Origin of the sequence: Solwaraspora sp. WMMD791, assembly GCF_029581195.1 — a bacterium.
GTDB lineage: Bacteria > Actinomycetota > Actinomycetes > Mycobacteriales > Micromonosporaceae > Micromonospora_E.
Genome location: NZ_CP120737.1, coordinates 2,939,176 through 2,963,172, shown reverse-complemented (window position 1 = coordinate 2,963,172; position 23,997 = coordinate 2,939,176). Strand labels below are relative to the sequence as shown.

18 protein-coding genes and 1 pseudogene are annotated in these 23,997 nt (G+C 72.6%); 11 read left to right on the top strand and 8 right to left on the bottom strand.

What is annotated here, in order from left to right:
* Window positions 1–41 precede the first annotated feature (41 nt).
* The 3 genes from araB to araA are packed head-to-tail and all read left to right on the top strand — an operon-like array spanning window position 42 to window position 3,962.
* A complete protein-coding gene (gene araB, locus O7623_RS13030) occupies window positions 42–1,724 on the top strand; it encodes a ribulokinase (RefSeq protein ID WP_282228885.1) in 1,683 nt (560 codons plus the stop codon).
* Complete coding sequence (locus O7623_RS13025; RefSeq protein WP_282228884.1) at window positions 1,724–2,413, top strand: L-ribulose-5-phosphate 4-epimerase; 690 nt, start codon at window positions 1,724–1,726, stop codon at window positions 2,411–2,413. The genes araB and O7623_RS13025 overlap by 1 nt, the downstream gene beginning before the upstream one ends.
* 40 nt (window positions 2,414–2,453) lie before the next feature.
* Window positions 2,454–3,962, top strand: a complete 1,509-nt coding sequence (gene araA / locus O7623_RS13020; RefSeq protein ID WP_282228883.1) for an L-arabinose isomerase — start codon at window positions 2,454–2,456, stop codon at window positions 3,960–3,962.
* Window positions 3,963–4,025: 63 nt separating this feature from the next.
* Here araA and O7623_RS31360 read toward each other — a convergent pair whose 3' ends face one another.
* The 4 genes and pseudogenes from O7623_RS31360 to O7623_RS13005 all read right to left on the bottom strand — a co-directional run bounded on the left by O7623_RS31360 (window position 4,026) and on the right by O7623_RS13005 (window position 7,763).
* Window positions 4,026–4,469 carry a (2Fe-2S)-binding protein gene (locus O7623_RS31360; protein WP_348775161.1) on the bottom strand — a complete coding sequence of 148 codons (444 nt, stop codon included), beginning with the start codon at window positions 4,467–4,469 and terminating at the stop codon, window positions 4,026–4,028.
* Window positions 4,452–5,588, bottom strand: a pseudogene (locus O7623_RS13015) (FAD-dependent oxidoreductase); the annotation flags it as partial. The pseudogene O7623_RS13015 and the gene O7623_RS31360, both read right to left, overlap by 18 nt.
* A gap of 91 nt (window positions 5,589–5,679) precedes the next feature.
* The gene (locus tag O7623_RS13010) at window positions 5,680–6,933 is read right to left on the bottom strand and encodes an amino acid permease (protein WP_282228881.1); all 1,254 of its coding nucleotides are present in this window, start codon (window positions 6,931–6,933) and stop codon (window positions 5,680–5,682) included.
* The gene (locus O7623_RS13005) at window positions 6,930–7,763 is read right to left on the bottom strand and encodes an SURF1 family protein (protein WP_282228880.1); all 834 of its coding nucleotides are present in this window, start codon (window positions 7,761–7,763) and stop codon (window positions 6,930–6,932) included. The genes O7623_RS13010 and O7623_RS13005 overlap by 4 nt, the downstream gene beginning before the upstream one ends.
* 112 nt (window positions 7,764–7,875) lie before the next feature.
* Between O7623_RS13005 and O7623_RS13000 the strand changes: the two genes are divergently transcribed.
* Complete coding sequence (locus O7623_RS13000) at window positions 7,876–9,456, top strand: cobyrinate a,c-diamide synthase (RefSeq protein WP_282228879.1); 1,581 nt, start codon at window positions 7,876–7,878, stop codon at window positions 9,454–9,456.
* On the opposite strand, the gene O7623_RS12995 is transcribed toward O7623_RS13000, so the two are convergent.
* The gene (locus O7623_RS12995; RefSeq protein ID WP_282229397.1) at window positions 9,436–11,502 is read right to left on the bottom strand and encodes a transglycosylase domain-containing protein; all 2,067 of its coding nucleotides are present in this window, start codon (window positions 11,500–11,502) and stop codon (window positions 9,436–9,438) included. The genes O7623_RS13000 and O7623_RS12995 overlap by 21 nt on opposite strands.
* 226 nt (window positions 11,503–11,728) lie before the next feature.
* Between O7623_RS12995 and cobC the strand changes: the two genes are divergently transcribed.
* The 3 genes from cobC to cobA are packed head-to-tail and all read left to right on the top strand — an operon-like array spanning window position 11,729 to window position 15,128.
* Entirely contained in the window at window positions 11,729–12,850 is a 1,122-nt protein-coding gene (gene cobC / locus O7623_RS12990; protein WP_348775142.1) for an Rv2231c family pyridoxal phosphate-dependent protein CobC, read from the top strand.
* Window positions 12,850–13,899 (top strand): nicotinate-nucleotide--dimethylbenzimidazole phosphoribosyltransferase, encoded by a 1,050-nt coding sequence (gene cobT, locus O7623_RS12985; protein ID WP_282228877.1) that lies wholly within the window; start codon window positions 12,850–12,852, stop codon window positions 13,897–13,899. Before cobC ends, cobT begins: the two co-directional genes overlap by 1 nt.
* Entirely contained in the window at window positions 13,896–15,128 is a 1,233-nt protein-coding gene (cobA, locus tag O7623_RS12980) for a uroporphyrinogen-III C-methyltransferase (protein ID WP_282228876.1), read from the top strand. Before cobT ends, cobA begins: the two co-directional genes overlap by 4 nt.
* A gap of 135 nt (window positions 15,129–15,263) precedes the next feature.
* On the opposite strand, the gene otsB is transcribed toward cobA, so the two are convergent.
* Together otsB and O7623_RS12970 are read right to left on the bottom strand one after the other, a co-directional pair.
* On the bottom strand, window positions 15,264–17,873 hold the full coding sequence (otsB, locus tag O7623_RS12975; protein WP_282228875.1) for a trehalose-phosphatase: 2,610 nt from the start codon (window positions 17,871–17,873) through the stop codon (window positions 15,264–15,266).
* Window positions 17,874–19,271: a trehalose-6-phosphate synthase gene (locus O7623_RS12970; protein ID WP_282228874.1), complete on the bottom strand. Its 1,398-nt coding sequence runs from the start codon at window positions 19,269–19,271 to the stop codon at window positions 17,874–17,876.
* 425 nt (window positions 19,272–19,696) lie between these two features.
* On the opposite strand from O7623_RS12970, the gene ettA reads away from it, so the two are divergent.
* The 4 genes from ettA (at window position 19,697) to O7623_RS12950 (ending at window position 23,440) form a co-directional block, all read left to right on the top strand.
* A complete protein-coding gene (ettA, locus tag O7623_RS12965) occupies window positions 19,697–21,373 on the top strand; it encodes an energy-dependent translational throttle protein EttA (RefSeq protein WP_282228873.1) in 1,677 nt (558 codons plus the stop codon).
* Between the two features lie 58 nt (window positions 21,374–21,431).
* Window positions 21,432–21,878 carry a thioesterase family protein gene (locus O7623_RS12960; RefSeq protein WP_282229396.1) on the top strand — a complete coding sequence of 149 codons (447 nt, stop codon included), beginning with the start codon at window positions 21,432–21,434 and terminating at the stop codon, window positions 21,876–21,878.
* Window positions 21,878–22,672, top strand: coding sequence for a hypothetical protein (locus O7623_RS12955; RefSeq protein ID WP_282228872.1), 795 nt, complete (start codon window positions 21,878–21,880; stop codon window positions 22,670–22,672). Before O7623_RS12960 ends, O7623_RS12955 begins: the two co-directional genes overlap by 1 nt.
* Before the next feature lie 129 nt (window positions 22,673–22,801).
* Window positions 22,802–23,440, top strand: a complete 639-nt coding sequence (locus tag O7623_RS12950; RefSeq protein WP_282228871.1) for a YbjN domain-containing protein — start codon at window positions 22,802–22,804, stop codon at window positions 23,438–23,440.
* 71 nt (window positions 23,441–23,511) lie between these two features.
* On the opposite strand, the gene O7623_RS12945 is transcribed toward O7623_RS12950, so the two are convergent.
* The gene (locus O7623_RS12945) at window positions 23,512–23,982 is read right to left on the bottom strand and encodes a globin (protein WP_282228870.1); all 471 of its coding nucleotides are present in this window, start codon (window positions 23,980–23,982) and stop codon (window positions 23,512–23,514) included.
* Between the last annotated feature and the right edge of the window lie 15 nt (window positions 23,983–23,997).

The window sequence follows — 23,997 nt, the reverse complement described above, 5'->3', positions numbered from 1 at the left end:
CGCCATAGTGGTCAGACAGGACTCCACCACAGGGAGAACGGGTGAACACCGACCAGTACACCATCGGCATCGACTTCGGCACCCTGTCCGGACGGGCGGTCGTGGTCCGGGTCGCCGACGGCGCGGAGCTCGGCTCGGCGGTGCACGAGTACCGCAACGCCGTCATCGACCGGGCCCTGCCCACCAGCGGCAAACCGCTGCCGCCGGACTGGGCGCTGCAGGACCCCGAGGACTACCGCGAGGTGCTGCGGCACGCCGTACCGGCCGCCGTGGCCGACGCCGGTGTCGACCCGGCGCAGGTGATCGGCATCGCCACCGACTTCACCGCCTGCACCGTGCTGCCGACCCTCACCGACGGCACCCCGCTGTGCCAGCTGCCGGAGCTTGCCGACCGGCCGCACGCCTGGCCGAAACTGTGGAAGCACCACTCGGCGCAGCCGCAGGCCGACCGGATCAACGCGCTGGCCCACGAGCGCGGTGAACCGTGGATCGGCCGGTACGGCGGCCGGATCTCCGCCGAGTGGCAGTTCGCCAAGGCGCTGCAGGTGCTGGAGGAGGATCCGCAGGTCTACGCCCGTACCGAGCGGTGGATCGAGGCCGCCGACTGGATCGTCTGGCAGTTGTGCGGCACCGAGACCCGCAACGCCTGCACGGCCGGCTACAAGGGCATCCACCAGGACGGCCGGTACCCGGACCCGGCGTACCTGGCGGCGCTGCACCCCGACTTCGCCGACTTCGCGGCGACCCGGCTGGAGCATCCGATCCTGCCGCTGGGTGCGCGGGCCGGCGGGCTGAGCGCCGAGGCCGCCGGCTGGACCGGGCTGCCGGCCGGTATCGCGGTCGCCGTCGGCAACGTCGACGCCCACGTCACCCCGCCGGCCGCCGGCGCGGTCGCCCCCGGCCAGCTGCTCGCCGTGATGGGCACCTCCACCTGCCACGTGATGAACGGCACCGACCTGGTCGAGGTCCCCGGCATCTGCGGCGTCGTCGACGGCGGCATCACCGCCGGGGCGTACGGCTACGAGGCCGGCCAGTCCGGCGTCGGCGACATCTTCGCCTGGTTCGTCGACCACGCCGTACCGCCGGCGGTGCACGACGAGGCGGCACGCCTCGGGCTCAGCGTGCACGAGCTGCTCACCCGGCAGGCCGCCGAGCAGCCGGTCGGCGGGCACGGGCTGGTCGCCCTGGACTGGCACAGCGGCAACCGGTCGGTCCTGGTCGACCACCACCTGTCCGGGCTGATCGTCGGGCTCACCCTGGCCACCCGGCCGGACGAGATCTACCGGGCACTGATCGAGGCGACCGCCTTCGGCACCCGGACCATCGTGGAGACGTTCGAACGGGCCGGGCTGCCGGTGACCGAGTTCGTCGTCGCCGGTGGCCTCAAGCGCAACAAGCTGATCATGCAGATCTACGCCGACGTGCTGCGCCGGCCGGTCAGCGTGGCCAGCTCCGACCAGGCGCCGGCGCTCGGTTCGGCGATCCACGCGGCGGTCGCCGCCGGGGCGTACCCGGACGTGGTCACCGCGGCCGGCGCGATGGGCGCGGTGGAGACCGCCGTCTACCGGCCCGACGCCGACCGGGCCGCCGGCTACGACCTGCTGTACGCCGAGTACCAGCTGCTGCACGACCACTTCGGCACCGGCGCAGACAAGGCGATGCACCGGCTACGGGACATCCGTAACGCCGCTCTCGCCCGCTCCGACCGGGAGGCTTCCGTCTGATGACCACCACCGCCCAGCCCAGCGCCGACGTGGCCGCCGAGATCACCCGGCTGCGCGACGAGGTGTGCCGGCTGCACGAGCACCTGACCCGCTGGGGTCTGGTCACCTGGACCAGCGGCAACGTCTCGGCCCGGGTGCCCGGTGCCGACCTGCTGGTGATCAAGCCGTCCGGGGTCAGCTACGACGAGCTCACCCCGGCGCACATGGTCGTCACCGACCTGGACGGCACTCTCGTCGAGGGCGACTACGCGCCGTCGAGCGACACCGAGGCGCACGCGTACGTCTACCGGCACATGCCGTCCGTCGGCGGGGTGGTGCACACGCACAGCCCGTACGCCACCGCCTGGGCCGCGCGCGGCGAACCGATCCCGTGCGCGGTGACCGCGATGGCCGACGAGTTCGGCGGCGAGATTCCGGTCGGGCCGTTCGCGTTGATCGGTTCCGACGCGATCGGCCGGGGCATCGTCGCCACCCTGTCCGGTCACCGCTCGCCCGCCGTGCTGATGCGCCAGCACGGTCCGTTCACCATCGGCGCGAGCGCCAAGGCGGCGGTGAAGGCGGCGGTGATGTGCGAGGACGTCGCCCGCACGATCCATCTGGCCCGTCAGCTCGGCCCGGTCGAGCCGCTGCCGCAGGCCGCGGTCGACGCGCTGTACGAGCGCTACCAGAACGTGTACGGCCAGCGGTGAGCTGCGACCGGCGGATTGTTGTACTAAAGGGGGATCTGTGATGGAGGCAGGGAAACGGTCCGCGCAGGTGTGGTTCCTCACCGGCAGCCAGGGGCTGTACGGCGACGACACGCTGCGTCAGGTGGCCGAGCAGTCCCAGGAGATCGCCGGTCGGCTCGGTGCCGCCGACGGGCTGCCGGTCGAGATCGTCTGGCGCCCGGTGCTGACCAGTCCGGAGGAGATCGTCCGGGTCTGCCTGGCGGCCAACACCGAACCCGACGTGGTCGGCGTGATCGCCTGGATGCACACCTTCTCGCCGGCCAAGATGTGGATCGCCGGGCTGGACGCGCTGCGCAAGCCGCTGCTGCACCTGCACACCCAGGCCAACGTCGAACTGCCCTGGGCCGAGATCGACATGGACTTCATGAACCTGAACCAGGCCGCGCACGGCGACCGCGAGTTCGGCTACGTGCAGACCCGGCTCGGGGTGGCCCGCAAGACCGTCGCCGGCCACGTCAGCGACCCCCGGGTCGTCGGCCGGATCGCCGGTTGGGCGCGGGCCGCGATCGGCCACAGCGAACTGCGGTCGCTGAAGCTGGCCCGGTTCGGCGACAACATGCGCAACGTCGCGGTCACTGAAGGTGACAAGGTCGAGGCGCAGGTCCGGTTCGGCGTCTCGGTCAACACGTACGGGGTGAACGAACTGGTCGAGGCGGTCGACGCGGTGCCGGACACCGACGTCAAGGTCCTCGTCGACGAGTACGAGCAGCGCTACCGGGTCGACGCGGCGCTGCGGGCCGGCGGCGACCGGCACGACTCGCTGCGCTACGCCGCCCGCATCGAGCTGGGCCTGCGCGGCTTCCTCACCGACGGCGGCTTCCGGGCCTTCACCACGAACTTCGAGGACCTCGGCGGGCTGCGGCAACTGCCCGGCCTGGCGGTGCAGCGGCTGATGGCCGACGGCTACGGCTTCGGCGGCGAGGGCGACTGGAAGACCGCCGTACTGGTCCGGACCCTGAAGGCGATGTCGACGGGGCTTGCCGGCGGCACGTCGTTCATGGAGGACTACACCTACGATCTGACCCCCGGTCAGGAGCGGATCCTCGGCGCGCACATGTTGGAGGTCTGCCCGAGCATCGCCGCCGACACCCCGTCGTGCGAGATCCATCCGCTGAGCATCGGCGGCCGGGAGGACCCCGTACGGCTGGTCTTCGACGCCGCACCCGGCCGGGCCGTCGTGCTCGGCATGGTCGACCTGGGCGAACGGTTCCGCCTGGTGGCCAACGAAATTGAGGTCGTGCCGCCGGCACAGCCGTTGCCGAAGTTGCCGGTGGCCCGGGCGGTGTGGCGCCCCGAGCCGGACCTGCCGACGTCGGCGGAGGCGTGGCTGACCGCCGGCGGCCCGCATCACACCGTCCTCTCCCAGGCCGTCGGGGTGGACGAGTTGCACGATCTGGCCGAGATGACCGGCACCGAACTGGCGGTCATCGACGCCGACACGACGACCCGCCGGTTCGCCGCCGAGCTGCGCTGGAGCCAGGCGTACCACCGGCTGGCCCGGGGCTTCTGACATTGCCCTGTCCCGCTGCCCGGGTGCTGGCGCCCCGGGCAGCGGGACGGGCCGGTGCCCGGATCAGCGGCGATCGTCGTCGGGCACGTCGTGCGGCTCCAGCGGACGGGTCGCCGGGCCGTGCAGGACGCTGCCGTCCGGGGCGAACCGGGATCCGTGGCAGGGGCAGTCCCAGGTCTGCTCGGCGTCGTTGAACGCCACCAGGCAGCCCATGTGGGTACAGGTCGCCGACACCGCCTGCAGCCGGCCGTCCGGTGCCCGGTACACCGCGCACCGTTCGCCGCCGAGGCGCACGACCGCGCCGCTGCCCGGCGGGAGTTCGTCGACGCTGTCCGCGTGCGCCGGGCGGCGCAGCCGGTCGCCGACGAAGTGCCGGGTGACCTGGGCGGTGTTGTGCAGCAACCCGCCGGCCTCGACACCCGGGTGCAGCCGGACCGGGTCGAACAGGTCGCTCCACGATGGTGCCTCGCCCGCGATCCGGGCGGCGATCAACTTGCCGGCCAGCACTCCGTTGCTCATGCCCCAGCCGCCGAATCCGGTCGCCACCCAGACCTGCCGGGCGCGCGGGTGCAGCCGACCGATGTACGGCAACCCGTCGGTGGTGTCGTTGTCCTGCGCCGCCCAGTGGTACGTCAGCGACCCGACGCCGAACCGCTCACCCACCCACCGGTCGAGTCGGCGCCACCGGTCGGCGGTGGAACCCGTACCCGGGGTGAAGCTCTCGCCGGTGACGATCAGCAGCCGCTGACCGTCGCCGTAGGGCGCAGTCCGGACCGACCGGGTGTTCTCCTGCGGCGTCAGGTACATGCCGTGCGGATCCTGCCCGGCCGGGATCGCCGCCGCCACGACGAGTTCGCGGTGCGGGGTCAACCGGGTGAACAGCCCGGCCCGGTCGAAGATCGGGTAGTGGGTGGCGACCACCACGTGATCGGCGGTCACCGTGTGCCCGGACTCCAGTGCCAGCCGGTGCGGATCGCCTTCGGTCAGGTCGACCACCCGGGCGCGTTCGAAGACCTGACCGCCGGCGCGGACCAGGTCGGCGACGAGCGCCAGCAGATAGCGACGCGGGTGGAACTGCGCCTGGTTCTCCACCCGGACCGCGGCGGCCACCGGAAACGGCAGTCCGGTCTCGGTGACCAGCGACGCCGGTAGCCCGGCCTGTCGGGCGGCGGTCACCTCGGCCTCGATCCGGCCGACCTGGTCCGCTTCGGTGACATAGGTGTACGCCGGCAGCCGCTCCAGCTCACAGTCCACGCCCAGTTCGACACTGACCCGGGACACGTGCTCGATCGCGTCGATCTGGGCCTGCGCGTACTGCCGGGCGGTGTCGTCGCCGAAGGCCGACGCCAGCCGGTGGTAGATCAACGTGTGCAGCGCGGTGAGCTTCGCGGTGGTGTTGCCGGTGGTGCCGGCGACCACCCGGTCCGCCTCCAGCAGCACCACGCTGCGGCCGGTGCGGGCGATCTCCCACGCCGTACAGACGCCGGCGATGCCGGCGCCGACCACCGCGACGTCCGCCCGCAGGTCGTCGGTCACGGCGGGGTACGTCGTCGACGGCGTCGACTCGATCCAGTACGAGGCGTCGCGGCCAGTGGACGGCCGGCCGGTGCCATGGTGTGTCTGCATACCGGGCCCTGTACCCGGTCGGGCGGACCGGAAAGCTCCCGTGGCCGATCGGATGGTCCGGCGGCCGGTCCAGCCGGCCCGGCAGCCGGGTTCAGCCTCGGGCGCGTACGCCGCGACCGGCCCACCAGACGACGACGCCGACGGCGAACACGGCCAGCCCGGTGAGCACCGCCGCACCGGGCAGGGTGGCGGCCAGCAGCAGGCAGCCGACGATCCCGACGAGCGGTACGGCCCTCGGCAACGCGCCCTCGTCGCGGTGCAGGGTCGACGCGGCTGCGTTGGCCACCGCGTAGTAGATCAGTACGCCGAACGACGAGAAGCCGATCGCCTCGCGCAGGTCGGCGACGCAGACCAGGGCCACCACCGCGACCCCGACCGCGATCTCCGCCCGGTGCGGCACCTGCCGGCGCGGATGCACGGCGTCCAGCCCGGCGGGCAGGTGCCGGCCCCGGGACATCGCGAACACGGTCCGGGACACCCCGAGGATCAACGCCAGCAGCGCGCCGAGCGCCGCCGTGGCCGCGCCGATGCGTACCACCGGGGTCAACCAGCCGGCACCGGCCTGGGACACGGCGGCGGCCAGCGGTGCCGGCGTGTCGGCCAGCCCGGCCGGGCCCAGCGCCCGCAGCGCGGCGACCGCGACCAGCGCGTACACGGCCAGGGTGATGCCCAACGCGATCGGGATCGCCCGGGGGATGGTGCGCTGCGGGTCGCGGACCTCCTCGCCGAGGGTGGCGATCCGGGCGTAGCCGGCGAACGCGAAGAAGAGCAGGCCGGCACCCTGCAGCACCCCCCACCCGTCGACCGGCCCGCCGCCCGTCGCGCCGACGACCGGTCGGGCACCGCCGAGCAGCCCGACGACGACCACGGCGGCCAGCACCGTCAGCACGACGGTGACGATCACCCGGGTCGCCCATGCCGACCGGTGCACGCCGAACAGGTTCAGTACGGTGAGCGCGACCACCGCCGCGACCGCGACCGGCCGGGCGTACGCCGGCGCCAGGTAGCTGCCGACGGTGAGCGCCATCGCCGCGCAGGAGGCGGTCTTGCCGACCACGAAGCCCCAGCCGGCGAGGTGGCCCCAGAGGTCGCCGAGCCGCTGCCGGCCGTAGACGTAGGTGCCGCCGGACTCCGGGTAGCGGGCGGCCAGCCGGGCCGACGACATCGCGTTGCAGTACGCCACCACGGCGGCGATCGCGAGGGCGGCCAGCAGCCAGCCGCCAGCGGCGGCCGTCGCCGGGGCGAACGCCGCGAAGACCCCGGCGCCGATCATCGCCCCGAGCCCGATGACGACGGCGTCGCGGGTGCCGAGCCGGCGGGCCAGCGGCGGTACGGCGGCGGTCATGCCGGCGGTACGGCGGCCCGGTCGGTCGAGTCGGGCGCGGCGGCCCGGTCGGTGGGGCCCGACGGTACGGCGGCCCGGCGGTTCTGCGCCTCCCGGCGCGCCAGCCAGCCGTACCCGACCAGGGTCATCGCGGCGAAGACCCACCACTGGACCACGTACCCGCCGTTCTGCCAGCTGTTCTCGTGCCGGATGGCGACCGCGACGAACGCCGGGTCCGGCGCCGGGGTCTGCTCCTGCAGCAGCAGGTAGCCGCCGCGTACCGGATAGGGCAACTCGGCGGCGAGGGCTTCGGTGGCGATCCGGCGGGTTTCCAACTTGCCGTCGCGGCGGGTGACCGCGCCGGACATCGGCTCCGGCTGGCGGACCAGCCCGATCACCGTCACCTCACCGGCCGGAGTGGCCGGCAGTTGCGGCTGCGCGCCGGCACCGCTGTCGGCCGGCGGGATCCAGCCCCGGTCGACCAGGACGGCGGAGCCGTCGGCCAGCACCAGCGGGGTGACGATCTCGAAACCGACCCGGCTGTTCGCCGTCCGGCTGCGGACCAGGACCTGGTTGTCGCTGTCGTAGCGCCCGGTCGCGGTGACCCGGGTCCAGGTCACCGACTGCGGCGGCGGCGCACCGGCCTGTCCGGCCGCTGCCCCCGGGGGGCCGACGACCTGCGTCACCGCCACCGGGGTCTGGTCGGCGGCGGCGTCGATCCGGTCGTTGACCTCGCTGCGCTGGTGGTAGCGGTCGAGCTGCCAGTTGCCCAGCTGCACCATCACCGCGGCGGCCACCACCGCCAGCGCGAGGTGACCCAACCAGCGGGGCGTCAGCAGGAACCGGTACACATGTCGGAGGCTACCCGGTAACGTCTTGCGGCTGTCCCTCCACTCCGTCCGGGGTGGCGGGGCCCGCTCAGCCCGACCGCCGGACCCGCAGATCAGCACAGAGGAGTCGCAGATGCCGTCCGTGCCCCGCCTGGTGGTGAGTGCCCCCGCCTCCGGACACGGTAAGACCTCGGTGGCGATCGGGCTGCTCGCCGCGTTGCGCGAGCTCGGTCTGAGCACCGCCGGGGCGAAGATCGGACCGGACCACACCGATGCGGCGTACCTCGGTGCCGCCGCCGGCCGACCCGGCCGCAACCTGGACCCGATGCTGGTCGGCACCGGCCGGATCGGTCCGCTGCTGGCCCACGGCGCGGCCGGGGCGGACGTCGCGGTGCTCGGTGGGGCGATGGGCCTGTACGACAGCCTGGGCACCCGGGCGGACAGCGCGTCGACCGCGACGGTGGCCACCGCGCTGCGGGCCCCGGTGCTGATGGTGGTCGACGCGGCGGCGATGGGCCAGTCGATCGGTGCGTTGGTGCACGGCTTCCGGGCCTACGACGATCTGCTGTGGCTCGGTGGGGTGATCCTCAACCGGGTCAGTTCGGCCCGCCACGAGCAGGTGCTGCGAGAGGCACTCGACGACATCGGGGTGCCGGTGCTGGGCGCACTGCACCGGGGTGAGCTGCCCGCCGGTATTCCCCGCGCCGCCGGGGTGGTACCGGTGGCGCATCACAGTATCGACACCGTACGGCTGATCCGTCGTCTCGGTGAGGCGGTGGACGCCGCCGTGGACCTCGACCGGGTGCTGGCCCTGGCCCGGTCGGCGCCGCCGCTGCCGGTGCCGGCCTGGTCGGCCGCCGACGCCCTGGCCGCCGAGGCGGAGGCGGCCGGCGCCCCGCCGGTGGCGCCGCCGGTACGGCGACCGGTGATCGCCGTCGCCGGTACGCCGGAACTGGTCTACGGCTACACCGAGACGGTGGAGCTGATCACCGCCGCCGGTGGGGCGGTGGTGCCGTTCGACCCGCTGCGCGACGAACTGCTGCCGGAGGCGACCGCCGCGCTGGTCCTGCCCGGCGGGTTGCCGGAGGCGTACCTGCCGGAGTTGTCGGCGAACCGGGCGTTGACCACGGCCGTGGCGGATCTGGCCCGGGCCGGCCGGCCGGTGCTGGCCGAGGGCAGTGGCCTGCTGTGGCTGGTCCGCGAGTGCGACGGCCGGCCGATGGGGGAGGTGTTCGACGCGGCCGCGATGACCTCCGACCGGATGGTCGTCGGCTACCGGGAGGCGACGTCGCGGGCGGCGACCCCGGTCGCTCCGCTGGGTGGTCGGATGATCGGCTACAAGCAGCACCAGGTGGTGGTCGCTCCGCGCGCCGGGCACACCCCGGCGTGGACGTGGGGCAACGGTGTGCCGGAGGGGTTCGTGTGGCGTCGGGTGCACGCCTCCCAGTTGACGTTGCACTGGGCCGGGGCGCCGGACATCGCCCGGCGGCTGGTCCTGGCCGCCGCCGATGGCCGGTTGGCCGGTGCCGACGCCCGGGGCCCGGCTGGCGACGGGCGCGTCCCCGGACCGGACCATCGGGGTGGGGACGGTCCGGTGCCGGAGGAGCCGCCGATGCCGCCGATGGGCCCGATGCCGCCGATGCCGCGTCCGACGCCGCTGGCCGAGGAGGACACCGATCCGCTGCTGGTGCACTCAGCCGATGATCTCGGCTGACGGTGGCGCGAACTGGCGTACCGGTCGGTCCTTGAGCGCGTTCTTCAGGGTGCCGGCCGCCGTGTCCACCGGCTTCTGGGACTGCCAGTCGCCGACGGCGTTGAACGGGTTGTCCGGATCGGCGATGAAGCTGGCCACCGCGAGGTCCGGGGTGTAGCCGGTGAACCAGGCCGACCGGGTGCTGTCGGTGGTGCCCGTCTTGCCGGCGACCGGCCGGCCGACCGCCTTGGCCACGCCGTCGGCGGTGGACCAGCCGCCGCAGCCGCCGGCGGCGGGCCGGTCGCCGACCGGGCATCGGGCGGCGTCGGTGGCGGCCCGGGCCACGTCCGGTGAGAACGCCGCGTGGCAGCGCGGGGTGGCCACCTCGACCTCGACCCCGGTCAACGTCCGGTAGGTGACCGGGCTGCCGTCCGGGTTCTCCACCGACAGCACCGGGGAGTCCTCGCAGTGACTGCCGTCGGCGGCGATGGTGGCGTAGGCGTTCGCCATCTCCAGCGGCGTCACGTCGGACACGCCGAGGGTGAACGCGCCCCATTTGCTGGCGTGCTCGGGGGAGGCGTTGCGCTTGTCGACGTCGGTGCGCCAGCGCAGCCCGAGCCGTTCGGCCATCTGTACCGCCTTCTCGGCGCCGACCTGCTGCAGCAGCCACACGAAGTAGGTGTTGACCGACTTGCCGAAGGCGGACCACATGTAGTGGTAGCCGGCCATCGCGCCGGAGGCGTTGCTCGGGCACCACCGGCCGCCGCAGCTGCTGGTGCCTTCGCCGCCGTCGTAGATGGAGTTGATCCGGTGCGGGGCGTTGAACCCGGAGCGCAGCGGCATGCCGGCGTCCAGCGCGGCCAGCATGGTGAACATCTTGAACGTCGACCCGGCCTGGTACCCGGGCAGGTCGCCGCCGCCGAGCAGCGGGGTCACCGTGTTCGGATAGTTGCCCTTGACCCCTTTGCTGCGCAGGGTGGGGTTGGAGTGCCCGCCGTTGTCGGTCTGGTCGAGCGAGTAGACCCGGTTGATCGCCATCGCCTTGACGTGGCCGGTGCCGGGCTCGACGGCGACCAGCCCGTGGGCGAACGGGCTGCCGATCGACTCCCGGGACGTCACCTGGTCCTGGGCGGCCTTCTGGGTGGTCGGGTCGAGGCTGGTGACGATCCGGTACCCGCCGGTGCGCAGGTTGGACAGCCGCTCCGACGGGCTGTCGCCGAACGCCTTCTGCCCCATCCACCAGGACTTCAGGTAGTCGCAGAAGAAGCCCCAGTCGTTGTGCTCGGCCGGCACCGAGACACACTCGTTGGGTGGCGTACTCAGGTTGAGCTGGATGGGTTCGGCCTTGGACCGCGCGGCGGCGGCGGGGGCCAGATAGCCCAGCGCCGCCATCCGGTCGATGACGTAGTTGCGGCGTTCAGTCGCGGCGGCCTGGTCCGAGGTGGCCGGGTCGTACTCCGACGGCGCCTTGACCAGGCCTGCGATGAGCGCCGCCTCGCTGGCGCTGAGTTCCCGGGGGTGTTTGGAGAAGAAGATCTCCGCGGCCGCGTAGATGCCGTACGCCCGGTGGCCGAAGTAGGCGGCGTTGAGGTAACGCTCCAGGATCTCCGGCTTGGACAGCTGCTTCTCCAGCTCCATCGCGATCCGGATCTCGCGGATCTTGCGGCCCGGGGTCTGGGCGGTCGCCGCCTGCAGTTCCAGCGGTGTCTCCGCGGTCTCCTGCAGGGCGAGCCGGACGTACTGCATGGTCAGCGTGGAGCCGCCCTGGGACACCCCGCCGGCCTGGGAGTTGGCCACGAACGCGCGGGCGACACCCTTGGGGTCGACGCCGTTGTGCTGGTAGAACCGGACGTCCTCGGAGGCGACGATCGCCTGCTGGATGAAGGGCGACATCTCGGTCAGCGGGACGTACTTGCGGTGCTCCTCGTAGAACATCGTCACCAGGGTCCGGCCGTCCGCCGCGTACACGTAGGAGGTCTGGGCCGGATCGATGTCGCGCAGCTTCTCCGGGACCTGTTCGATGGCCCTGGTGCTGGCGATGACGGTGAGGCCGGCGACTGCGGCCATCGGGTAGGCGGCGGCGGCGACCACGACGCCGGCGATCAGACCGGCGCGGAGCAACTGGACGAGGCGGCCACGGCGGGCGGGGTTTCGGCTGCGCTTGCTCACGAACTCAAACGTAGGCCGGACAGCCGCAAAACATGTCTAAAAGGATTAAAACCATAAGACGAATCGTGTCACAAGCGTCACCCTTCGTCGATTTCACCCCCTCCGGGCGGGCATGATCCCCGTCATGCAGCAGTCGGATCGGACATCGGGGGACGGCCAGCCACCCGAGCGCGACCAGCCGACCGGGTCCGGCCAACCACCCGAGTACGACCTGGGGCACCACGGCGACGTCGACGCCACCCCCGGCCTGGTCGACCTCGCGGTCAACGTCCGCGTCGGCGAGGCACCCCACTGGCTGCTCGAACCGGTCCGGGCCAGCCTCGACGACCTGGCCCGCTACCCCGACCAACGCCCCGCCCGCGCCGCCGTCGCCGCCCGGCACGCCCGCCCGCCCGACGAGGTCCTGCTCACCGCCGGCGCCGCCCAGGGCTTCGTGCTGCTCGCCCAGGCACTGCGCGACGCCCGCCGTCCGGTGGTCGTGCACCCGCAGTTCACCGAACCGGAGGCCGCCCTGCGCGCCGCCGGACACCGGGTCGACCGGGTGCTGCTACGCGCCGACACCGGCTTCACCCTCGACCCGAGGCAGATCCCTGCCGACGCCGACCTGGTCTTCATCGGCAACCCGACCAACCCGACGTCGGTGCTGCACCCCGCCGACACGATCGCCGCCCTCACCCGGCCCGGCCGGACCGTCGTCGTCGACGAGGCCTTCGCCGACACCACCTGCGCGGCCGGCGTACCGGGCGAACCACAGTCGCTGGCCGACCGCCGCGACCTGCCCGGCCTGGTGGTGGTCCGCAGCCTCACCAAGACCTGGGCGCTGGCCGGGCTGCGCATCGGCTACCTGCTCGGCCCGGCCGGGCTGCTGGCCCGGCTGGCGGCGGTCGCGCCGCTGTGGCCGGTCGCCACCCCGGCCCTGGTCGCCGCCGAGATCTGCGCCAGCCGCCGGGCGGTCGGGGCCGAACGCCGGTACGCCGCCGCGCTCGCCGCCGACCGCGGCCATCTGCTCCGCCGGCTGCGGGAACTGCCCGGCGTCACCGTCGCCGGCACCCCGGCCAGCGCCTTCGTCCTGCTCCATCTCGTCGGCGCCGACCAGGTCCGCCGCCGGTTGCGCCAGCAGGGCTGGGCGGTACGCCGGGGCGACACCTTCCCCGGACTGGGCCCCGACTGGCTGCGGGTGGCGGTACGGGACACTGCCACCACCGACGCGTTCGTCCGCGTGCTGCGCGCGACCCTGGAGGACTGATGCTCGACACGGCCCTGGCCGCGATCCGACCACTCGACGACGACGCGATGGCGCAGGCCCGGGCGCTGCACGCCCGGCTGACCAAACCCGCCGGCTCACTCGGCGTACTGGAGGAGCTGTCGGTGCGCCTGGCCGGGCTCGCCGGTGCCTGTCCACCGCCGCTGCCCGAACCGGGCGCGGTGGCGATCTTCGCCGCCGACCACGGTGTGCACCGCCAGCGGGTCACCGGCTGGCCGCAGGAGGTCACCGCCCAGATGGTGGCCAACTTCCTGGCCGGCGGCGCGGTCGTCAACGCGTTCGCCCGGCAGGTCGGGGCGAGCGTGACGGTGGTCGACGTCGGGGTCGCCACCGCGCTGGAGTCGGCGCCCGGCCTGGTCCAGGCCCGGATCCGGCCCGGTACGGCGGACCTGTCCGCCGGTGCCGCGATGACCGTCGACGAGGCCCGGGCCGCCATCGACGTCGGCCTGGGCGTCGCGGCGGACCTGCACGCCGCCGGTGCGCGGGTGCTGCTCACCGGCGACATGGGCATCGCCAACACCACCGCCGCCGCCGCGCTGGTCGCCGGGTTCACCGGTGCCGACGCCACCGAGGTCACCGGCCGGGGTACCGGGGTCGACGACGAGACGTACCGGCACAAGGTCGCCGTCGTCGCGGCGGCGCTGCGCCGGCACCGGCCCGACCCGGCCGACCCGATCGGCGTCCTGGCCTCGATCGGCGGGCTGGAGCACGCCGCGCTCAGCGGCTTCGTCCTCGGTGCCGCCGCCCGCCGGATCCCGGTGATCGTCGACGGGGTCAGCGCGGTCGCGGCGGCGCTCGCGGCGGCGGCGCTCGCCCCCGCGGCCACCGGTGCGATGGTCGCCGGGCATCGTTCGGTGGAGCCGGGCGCTACGGTAGGGCTGCGGCACCTCGGCCTGCAGCCACTGGTCGACCTGGGGCTGCGCCTGGGGGAGGGCACCGGCGCCCTGCTCGCCTGGCCGATCGTGGCCAGCGCGGTCCGGGTCCTGCACGAGGTGGCCACCTTCGACGCGGCGGGAGTCTCCGAGAAGTGAACCTGTACCCCCTGGGGCTGCGCCTGGCCGGCCGCCGGGTGCTGGTGGTCGGCGGCGGCACCGTCGCCACCCGACGGGTCCCGGCGCTGCTGGACGCCGGAGCCGACGTACTCGTGGTGTCACCGGAACTGACCCCGACGCTGCACGGCCTGGTGACCGCCGGCCGGGTGGACTGGCGGCCGCGCCGGTTCGAGCCGGCCGACCTCGACGGGGTCTGGCTGGCCCAGGTCGCCGTGGACGACGCGGCGGCCGCCGCCGAGGTGAGCGCCGCCGCCGAGCCACGCCGGGTGTTCTGCGTACGCGCCGACGACCGCACCGAGGCCACTGCCTGGACCCCGGCGGTCACCCGGCACGGCCCGGTGACCGTCGCGGTGCTCGGTGGCGGCGACCCGCAGCGGGCGGTCCGGGTCCGCGACGCCATCGCTCAGCGGCTTGCCGACGGCAGTATCCCGGTCGCCGACCCGGCACCGGCCCCGGCGACCGCCGGGCCGGCCACCGGCCGGGTGGTGCTGATCGGTGCCGGCCCCGGCGACCCCGAGCTGATCACCGTGAAGGGCCGTCGGCTGCTCGCCGAGGCCGATGTCGTCGTCGCCGACCGGCTGGTCCCCGGACTGCTGCTCGACGAGTTGCCGGCCCGGGTCGAGCTGATCGACGCGGCGAAGATCCCGTACGGTCCGGCCGCCGCCCAGGAGGAGATCAACCGGATCCTGGTCGACCGGGCCCGCACCGGGGCGACCGTGGTGCGACTCAAGGGCGGTGACCCGTACGTCTTCGGTCGCGGCGGGGAGGAGCTGCTCGCCTGCGTCGAGGCCGGCGTGCCGGTCTGCGTGGTGCCGGGGGTGACCAGTTCGATCGCCGCGCCCGCCGCGGCCGGCGTGCCGGTGACCCATCGCGGCGTCGCCCACGAGTTCACCGTGGTCTCCGGGCACCTGCCGCCGGGGCACCGGCTGTCCCTGGTGGACTGGCCGGCACTGGCCCGGCTGCGCGGCACCCTGGTGGTCCTGATGGGGCTGAAGAACCTGGCGGTGATCGCCGACACGTTGCTGACCAACGGTCGGGACGGGGACACCCCGGTGGCGGTGGTGCAGGAGGCGACCACCGGCGCCGAGCGGGCGTTGACGTCCACGTTGGCCGGCGTGGCCGGCGACGTCGCGGCCGCCGGGCTGCGGCCGCCGGCGGTGGTGGTGGTCGGCGACGTGGTGCACGCGCTGCGCCCGGACGCCGGCTGAAGCCGGTCCTGCGCCGAAGACTAGTTCGGCCCTGGGAAACAGGTCCGGCCCTGGGACAGGTGCGGTGCTGGGACAGGTGCGGTGCTGGGACAGGTCCGGCGCGCCGCGACGGCGGACGCGCCGGACCTGGACTGGTCAGAGCTTGAGCATGTCGTCCAGCAGCAGGGCGCACCGGATCAGACCCAGATGGCTGTACGCCTGCGGATGGTTGCCCAGTCCGCGCTCGGCCATCGGGTCGTACTGCTCGGGCAGCAGGCCGGTCGGACCGGCGGTGTCGATCATCTGCTCGAACAGTTCCTCGGCGTCGCTGCGCCGCCCGGTCCGCAGGTAGGCCTCGATCAGCCAGGCGGTGCAGATGTGGAATCCACCCTCCCGGCCGGGCAGGCCGTCGTCCCAGCGGTAGCGGTAGACGACCGGGCCGCTGCGCAGGTCGGCCTCGACCTTGAGGACGGTGGCCAGGAACCGGGGGTCGTCGTCGGGCAGCAGCCCGGACAGCCCGATCCACAGCGACGAGGCGTCCATCTCCTCGTCGCCGTAGGCGACCGTGTACGCGCCGGCCTTCTCGTGCCAGCCGTACTCCAGCACGTTGTGGCCGATCCGGTCGCGCAGCTCGACCCACTCCGGCCGTTCGCCACCGCCGTGGCGGCGCACCATGTGCAGCGCCCGGTCCACCGTCATCCAGCACATCACCTTGGAGAAGACGTGGTGCCGGGGGGCGAGTCGCGCCTCCCACAGGCCGTGGTCGGGCTCGTGCCAGCGGCGCTCCACCGCCTGCACCATCGCCTCCAGCACCCGCCACTCGTCGTCGCGCACGGAACCGCGCGCGTCGGCGACCACCGCGAGCAGGTCGGCGATCGGACCGAACACGTCGAGCTGCAGCTGGTGGTTGGCCAGGTTGCCGACCCGGACCGGGCGGGAACCGGCGTAGCCGGGCAGGGTGTCGATGACGGCCTCGGCACCCAGCTCGAAACCCTCGACCGTGTAGAGCGGGTGCAGCCGCTCCGGGTGCCCGCCGGTGCGTTCCACGCAGCCGTCCACCCAGCGCAGGAACGCCTCGGCCTCGGTCAGCGAGCCGAGGTCGACCAGCGCGCGGGCGCTCATCGCCGCGTCGCGCAGCCAGCAGTAGCGGTAGTCCCAGTTGCGGACCCCACCGAGCTCCTCCGGAAGGGAGGTGGTCGCGGCGGCGAGGATCGACCCGGTCGCCTCGTGGCACAACCCGCGCAGCGTCAACGCGCTGCGGGTGACCAGCTCCCGGCCGGTGCTGGGCAGCTTCAGGTCACGGACCCAGTCCCGCCAGGGCTGCTCGGCGGCGGACTGCCGCTGCTGGACCGGTACGGTGTGGTGCTCCAGGCTGTGCGAGCCGAACCGCAGCTCCATGGTGAGCATCCCGCCGAGCGCGGCCAGGTCGACCAGGGCCCGGGCGGTCTCCCGGCCGCCGTCGTCCACGACCTTCCACTCCACGCCGGGGGAGTAGAGCGCGACCGGCTCGTTGGAGCCGAGCACCAGCAGCCCGTCGCCGAGCGGCTGCAACTGGACGGCGACCTGACCGAACTCGGGCCGGGGCGCGAACTCCAACTGGGCCTGGCCGGTGCCGGTGAGCACCCGTACCAGGGTGGAGTCGGCGCCGGGGACGACGGTGTCGTCGACGGCCGGCTCGGCGGTGGGCAGGTCGAGCCAGTCCGTGACGGTCAATCCTGACCAGCGGGTCTCCACGGTCATCGTGCCGGGCCGGTAGCGCTGCCCCAGCGGCAGTCCGCCCCGGGCCGGGGCGACGGTGAAGTGGCCGGCCGGTGCCCCGCCGAGCAGGTCGGCGAAGATCGCCGAAGAGTCCGGCCGGGGGTGGCACAGCCAGGTGACCCGGGCGTCCGGGGTGAGCAGGGCGATGGTGCGCCCGTTGGCGAGCATCGAGTGCCGCTCGATCGGTACGGCGTGCTCGCCGTAGAGCCAGTTGCGCCGGGTCTCCAGCAGTACGCCGAGCAGCCGGGCGGCGTCGATCGGTTCGGCCACCCGGAAGTCGGCCCGGGTCTCGCCGTCGCCGATCTTGACCCCGACGTCCGGGCCGTGCAGGTTGGCGAAGGCGCTCTCGTCGGTGATCGAGTCGCCGATGAACAGCACCGCGCTGGCGGAGGTCTGGGTCCGGATCTGGTCCAGGGCGGTGCCCTTGTCGGTGGCGACCACCGACAGCTCGACCACCTCCTTGCCCTGGGTCACGGTGACGTCGGGCCAGCTGGCCGGCCCGGCCCGGACCGCGTCGACCACCTCGGCGGCGACCTGCGGGTCTGCGCCCCGGGTGTGCACCGCGACGCTGGCCGGTTTGACCTCCAGCCGGATTCCCGGCCGGTCCTTGATCAGCTGCCGCAGCTCCCGCTTGAGCTGGGAGTGCACCTGCAACTGCTCGGGGGCGAGCCGTTCGACGAAGCCGATGTCGAATTCGGAACCGTGGCTGCCGACCAGGTGGACCTCGCTGGGCAGCCGCGACAGTGCGGCCAGGTCACGCAGCGCCCGGCTGGAGACCACCGCGACGGTGGTCTGCGGCAGGGCGGCCAACGCGCGTACCGCCGCGACCGACTCCGGCAGCGGCACGGCCTTGGCCGGGTCCTCGACGATCGGCGCGAGTGTGCCGTCGTAGTCGCAGGCAACCAGGAGTATCGGCATCCGGGCGATCCGCCCGATCGCCGCGCGCAGCTCGGGATCGATCCGGTCCGCGGCCGCGCGTACGTCCCCGTCAAGGACGGACGTTTTCATTCATTCCTCCGTCTCGGGCACACCGAGTTCTGTGAGGAAGGAGCGGGCCCAGTGGCCGACGTCATGGGTCCGCAGGTGGCGTTGCATGATCCGCATCCGCCGCCGGGCCTCGGAACTGTCGACGTGCACCGCCCGCAGCAACGCGTCCTTGACGCCGTCCGGGTCGTGCGGGTTGCACAGGAACGCTTGCCGCAGCTCCGTCGCGGCACCGGCGAACTCGCTGAGCACGAGTGCCCCGCCGGTGTCGGCGCGAGCCGCGACGTACTCCTTGGCCACCAGGTTCATTCCGTCTCGCAGTGGTGTCACCATCATCACATCGGCCGCGCGGTAGAGCGCGGCGAGTTCACTGCGACTGTACGACTGGTGCAGGTAGTGCACGGCGGGCACACCCACCCGGCCGAATTCACCATTAATCCGACCAACTTCGCGCTCCACCTTGACCCGAAGTGCCTGGTAGTGCTCGACCCGCTCGCGACTGGGCGTGGCGACCTGCACCATAACCGCGTCCGGAACTGTCAGCTTTCCGTCAGCAAGAAGTTCGCGGAAGGCCTTCAGCCTCAGTTCGATGCCCTTGGTGTAGTCCAGCCGGTCCACCCCGAGGATGACGGTCTTCGGATCCCCCAGCTCGGCCCGGATCTGCTTGGCCCGCGCCTGTACCGACGGGTCGTGGGCCATCCGCTCCATCTCGGGTACGTCGATCGAGATGGGGAACGCGCCGGCCTTCACCTTGCGTCCGTCGACCTGGATCATCTGGCCCTCGTAGCGCAGCCCCAGCAGGTGCCGGGCCAGCCGGACGAAGTTCTGCGCGGCCAGCCGCTGCTGGAAGCCGACCAGGTCGGCGCCGAGCAGGCCACGCAGGATCTCGGCCCGCTGCGGCATCTGCATGAACAGCTCGATCGGCGGAAACGGGATGTGCAGGAAGAACCCGATGCGTAGGTCGGGCCGGATCTCTCGGAGCATCGCCGGCACCAGCTGCAACTGATAGTCCTGCACCCAGACGGTGGCACCTTCGTCGGCGACCTCGGCGGCCGCCTCGGCGAACCGGGCGTTGACCACCCGGTACGCCTCCCGCCAGCGGCGTTTGAACGCGGGTGTCTCCACCGCGTCGTGGTACAGCGGCCAGATGGTGGCGTTGGACTGGCCTTCGTAGTAGCGTTCCAACTCCTCGGCGCTCAACGGCACCGGGTGCAGCCGGATACCCTCCAAATCGAAGGGATCCGGCGCGGCTCCCGCGCCGCCGGCCCAGCCCACCCAGGTGCCATGATGCTGGGCGAGCACCGGATGCAGGGCGGTCACCAGCCCGCCGGGGCTGCGACGCCACTGGCGTCCTTCGGGCGTGGTCACCTCGTCCACCGGTAGGCGGTTGGCGACCACTACGAACGAGCTCCGAACCGTCACGTTCCGTACACCTCCGGTGATTACGGGACCGCCATGAGCGTACTGTGCGGGTCAGGCGGTTGGACCCCCGTCCCCCTCTTGGCATCCCAGTTGTTCCCCGCCCCTGGTGCCCAGCCGGGCCGGCCGCCGAAACCAGTGGGGGTGGTGTGGTCTGCGACACCCCGCCTGGTGCGACGGGTTCACCGGCGGTCGCACCGTGGGGTGACATGCGGTCGGGGGGCCGGACCTGTCAGGATTGACGACGGCGTACCGACGTAGCACCGGTCCGTCCCGCTTGCGGGCGGGCCTGCACGAGCATCAGTCCGTCCGCTTGCGGGCGGGCCGGCACGCAGCACCAGCCTGCCCGCAGCGGGGGTGGGTCGGCGAGAGCCGCGAGACGCCCGCGTCCGGCGGGTTCCACGAGAGTTCTGGAGGTAGGCCGCACCGTGGCCCAGTACATCTACGTCCTCGAGAGGGCGCGCAAGGCGCACGGCGACAAGGTCGTGCTGGACAACGTGACGCTCAGCTTCCTGCCCGGCGCCAAGATCGGCGTGGTGGGCCCGAACGGCGCCGGTAAGTCCAGCCTGCTCAAGATCATGGCTGGCCTGGACCGACCCAGCAACGGTGAGGCGCGGCTGATGCCCGGCTACACCGTCGGTTTGCTGTCCCAGGAGCCGCCGCTCAACGACGCGAAGACGGTGCTCGGCAACATCGAGGAGGCCGTCGCCGAGACAAAGGCGAAGCTGGAGCGGTTCAACAAGATCGCCGAGCAGATGGCGACCGACTACTCCGACGAGCTGATGGACGAGATGGGCCGGCTGCAGGAGGAGCTGGACCACGCCGACGCCTGGGACGTCGACTCGAAGCTCGAACTGGCCATGGACGCGCTGCGCTGCCCGCCGCCGGACGCCGACGTGACGCAGCTGTCCGGTGGTGAGCGGCGCCGGGTCGCGCTGTGCAAGCTGCTGCTGGAGGCTCCGGACCTGCTGTTGCTCGACGAGCCCACCAACCATCTGGACGCCGAGAGCGTCAGCTGGCTGGAGCAGCACCTGGCCAAGTACGCGGGCACCGTGATCGCGATCACCCACGACCGCTACTTCCTGGACAACGTGGCCGGCTGGATTCTCGAACTCGACCGGGGCCGGGCCGTCGGCTACGAGGGCAACTACTCCACGTACCTGGAGAAGAAGGCCGCCCGGCTGGCGGTCGAGGGCCGCCGCGACGCCAAGATGAAGAAGCGGCTCACCGAGGAGCTGGAGTGGGTCCGCTCCAACGCCAAGGCCCGTCAGACCAAGTCGAAGGCCCGGCTCGACCGCTACGAGGAGATGGCCAGCGAGGCGGAGAAGACCCGCAAGCTGGACTTCGAGGAGATCCAGATCCCGCCGGGCCCGCGACTGGGCAACACCGTCATCGAGGCGGTGAACCTGAAGAAGGGCTTCGGCGAGCGGGTCCTGATCGACAACCTGAGCTTCTCGCTGCCGCGCAACGGCATCGTCGGCATCATCGGGCCGAACGGGGTCGGTAAGACCACCCTGTTCAAGACCATCGTCGGGCTGGAACAGCCGGACAGCGGCCAGGTGCGCGTCGGTGAGACCGTACAGTTGTCCTATGTCGACCAGAACCGTTCCGGTCTGGACGGTAGCAAGACGGTCTGGGAGGTCGTCTCCGACGGGCTGGACCACCTCATGGTCGGCAAGGTCGAGATGCCGTCGCGGGCCTACGTCGCCGCGTTCGGGTTCAAGGGCCCGGACCAGCAGAAGCCGACGAGGGTGCTCTCCGGTGGTGAACGCAACCGGCTCAACCTCGCGCTCACTCTGAAGATCGGCGGCAACGTCATCCTGCTCGACGAGCCGACCAACGACCTGGACGTGGAGACCCTGTCCAGTCTCGAGAACGCCCTGCTGGAGTTCCCCGGCTGTGCGGTGGTCATCTCGCACGACCGGATGTTCCTGGACCGGGTCGCCACGCACATCCTCGCCTGGGAAGGTGACGACACCGACCCGGCGAAGTGGTTCTGGTTCGAGGGCAACTTCGAGTCGTACGAGAAGAACAAGATCGACCGGCTGGGCGCCGAGGCGGCCCGGCCGCACCGGGTGACCTACCGCAAGCTCACCCGTGACTGACCTGGCCTCGGCGGGCAGCGTACCGGCGGGCAGTGCACCGACCGGTGTGCCGCCCGCCGTGCCCGGCGGGCAGCGCTACACGTTCCACGCCGCGCTGCGCTGGTCGGACCTTGACGCGTACGGGCACCTGAACAACGCCCGGTTCCTGACCCTCTACGAGGAGGCGCGGGTCGCGTTGATGTTCTCCGGTGGGCGGGCCTGGGGCGTCGACTCGTTCGCCGACGGGGTGCTCATCCACCGACACGAGGTCGACTACCTGCGCCCGGTCGACTACCGGTTGGGTCGGGCCACCGCCGAGCAGGCACCCAGCGTACGGATCGAGCTCTGGATCGAGCAGGTCCGGCCGTCGCGGTTCACCGTGGCGTACGAGATGTTCGACGGTGACCAGGTGGTCAGCCGGGCCCGGTCGGTCCTGGTGCCGTTCGACCTCGGCCAGGGGCGACCGCGTCGGCTGACCGACGCGGAGCGGGCCTTCCTGCTGCCGTACGTGCGGCCCGCCGACTGATGGCCGGTGCGTCTCCGGCGGGCCCGGGGTCGTCAGGCGGTCACGGGATCACCGGGCTCGCCGACGCCGGTGCCTTCCTCGCCCGGCTGACCCGGCTGGATCCCGCCGCCGTCGTGCGGCTGCGGTCGGTCGGACCGGGCCGGACCGAGCTCTGGGCCCGGCTGCCCTGGTCGGTGCTGGTCCAACGGACGGTCGCCGGGCCAGGGCCCGGCGACGTGACCGTCGCCGCCGGGGACCTGCTGACCCGGCTCTCCGGTGCCGACGACGTCCTGCCGCCGCGTCGCGACGACGCCTGGCGGTGGCCGGTGCCGTCCGGAACGGTCCGGACGGTGGAGACCGTCCCGGCCGACGAGGTCCGTCGGGTGGCCGCCGCCGCAGCTGGCACCCTGCGGGCCGCCCAGCGGGAGGGCGTCGGTGGTCGGGCGGTCGGCGCGCGGGCGCTGCGCGACGCCCTGCTCGACCACGTCGCCATCGTGGTGACCGGCGACGACGCGCCCACCCTGCGGGTCGAGGTCCGTCAGTCGCTGGTGCAGGCGGTGGTCCGGATGGGTTTCCTCGGGGCAACGGTCGGGCCGGCCCGCCATCGCCAGCCAGTTGGATCTTGGCACCTGGTCGGGCGCCGGGAACCGGGGCCGGGGCCGGTGTCGGGCGGGCCGACTGGCGGTGGTACGTCAGTGGTACGGGTCCGGACAGTAGGCAACTGGGTAGGACTTGATGCGCCGTACGGCGTCGCTTGGACACAAAGAGTTAACATTTTGACGCTAGCGCCGATAGCCAATCATCCGAACGGCTGATGCCTCATCATCCCTCTGGTTCGGGGGGGCCGGTGGGGGGGTGCCTCGGCCCGGCTATCCGGGTACCGTCGTGCCTCGGATCCGACGCAATGTAGGCGCTCGGATCCGCTGGGGAGTGAGGTGCGCATAATGCCGTGGTGGTCGTGGCGCTCCGGTCACGCGAATGCCGAAGAGACAAGTACCCGAAGCAGGTCGGGAGTGGACAGCGGTGTGCGGCTGGGGCCGCCCGCGCCACGAGTGCCGGAACAGACCGTCCGGCCTGCGGCTGAACTCGGGCCGACCAGACCAGCCGGGCTGCCCTGCCCGGTTCCGGTGCCCGCAGCGGCATCAGGCAAGGAGATGTCGTCGCAGGTCGCGCCAGTGACCTTGCGCCGCGTCGGGGACGCGCTCGACCTGCTCGACATCCGGTATCTCGCCGACGGTGACGGCAGCCTGTTGGCGATGTGGGAACGGCACGCGGTGCTGTTCACCCTCGAGGGACCGGACGACGAGATCCTGGTGGTACGGGCCCGTCCGCACTCGACGGTGCCACCGGACTGGGCCGACCGCGCCTACCGGGTGGTCAACGAGTGGAACCACACCCGACGCTTCTGCAAGGCCTACGTCGGCGACCCCACCGACCGGGGTCAGCTGCCGATCTACGCCGAGTTGCAGGTCCCGTTGGCCGCCGGCGCGCACGACGCGTTACTGGTCGAGGTGCTCGACTGCGGTGCCGCGGTGGCGACCACCTTCGTGGACTGGCTGCACGACGAGGGGGCGCTGCTCTAGCGGCCGTCGCGCGGGTGGCGGGTCCGGCGCAACCCGCCCCGCCCGTCGGTAGCCGCAGCGAGATCGCCCGGTCAGCCGGCGGAGAGATCACGCCCAGGCGGCTGGGTCGGCTCCATCTCGTTCACCATGAAGTACGCCGCCCGCTCAAGATAGTCCCAGAGCAGACCGGCGAGCTCAGGGTGCAGTTGCAGCCGGTCGACCGCCCGGCGCATGTGCCGCAGCCACGCGTCCCGTTCCGCGGCTCCGATCCGGTACGGCGCATGGCGCATCCGCAGCCTCGGATGGCCACGCTGCTGCGAGTAGGTCCCCGGACCGCCCCAGTACTGCATCAGGAACAGCGTCAGCCGCTCCGCAGCCGGCCCCAGGTCCGCCTCCGGGTACATCGGCCGCAGCAGGGGATCGTCGGCGACGCCGGCGTAGAACTCGTCGACAAGGCGACGGAAGGTCGGCTCGCCGCCGACGGCGGCGAAGAAGGTCGCCGCCGGGTCGCCGGCGGCGGGCGTCGTGCCGGAGGCACCGGTGGCGGGATCGGACGCTGTCACGCATCCATCCTGCCA

What these genes read in the sequence shown, in the direction of transcription:
- O7623_RS13025 (WP_282228884.1), top strand. Translation starts at nt 1,724, where the DNA reads ATGACCACCACCGCCCAGCCCAGCGCCGACGTGGCCGCCGAGATCACC.
- araA (WP_282228883.1), top strand. Translation starts at nt 2,454, where the DNA reads ATGGAGGCAGGGAAACGGTCCGCGCAGGTGTGGTTCCTCACCGGCAGC.
- O7623_RS13010 (WP_282228881.1), bottom strand. Translation starts at nt 6,933, where the DNA reads ATGACCGCCGCCGTACCGCCGCTGGCCCGCCGGCTCGGCACCCGCGAC.
- O7623_RS13000 (WP_282228879.1), top strand. Translation starts at nt 7,876, where the DNA reads ATGCCGTCCGTGCCCCGCCTGGTGGTGAGTGCCCCCGCCTCCGGACAC.
- O7623_RS12995 (WP_282229397.1), bottom strand. Translation starts at nt 11,502, where the DNA reads ATGGCCGCAGTCGCCGGCCTCACCGTCATCGCCAGCACCAGGGCCATC.
- cobC (WP_348775142.1), top strand. Translation starts at nt 11,729, where the DNA reads ATGCAGCAGTCGGATCGGACATCGGGGGACGGCCAGCCACCCGAGCGC.
- cobT (WP_282228877.1), top strand. Translation starts at nt 12,850, where the DNA reads ATGCTCGACACGGCCCTGGCCGCGATCCGACCACTCGACGACGACGCG.
- otsB (WP_282228875.1), bottom strand. Translation starts at nt 17,873, where the DNA reads ATGAAAACGTCCGTCCTTGACGGGGACGTACGCGCGGCCGCGGACCGG.
- O7623_RS12955 (WP_282228872.1), top strand. Translation starts at nt 21,878, where the DNA reads ATGGCCGGTGCGTCTCCGGCGGGCCCGGGGTCGTCAGGCGGTCACGGG.
- O7623_RS12950 (WP_282228871.1), top strand. Translation starts at nt 22,802, where the DNA reads ATGCCGTGGTGGTCGTGGCGCTCCGGTCACGCGAATGCCGAAGAGACA.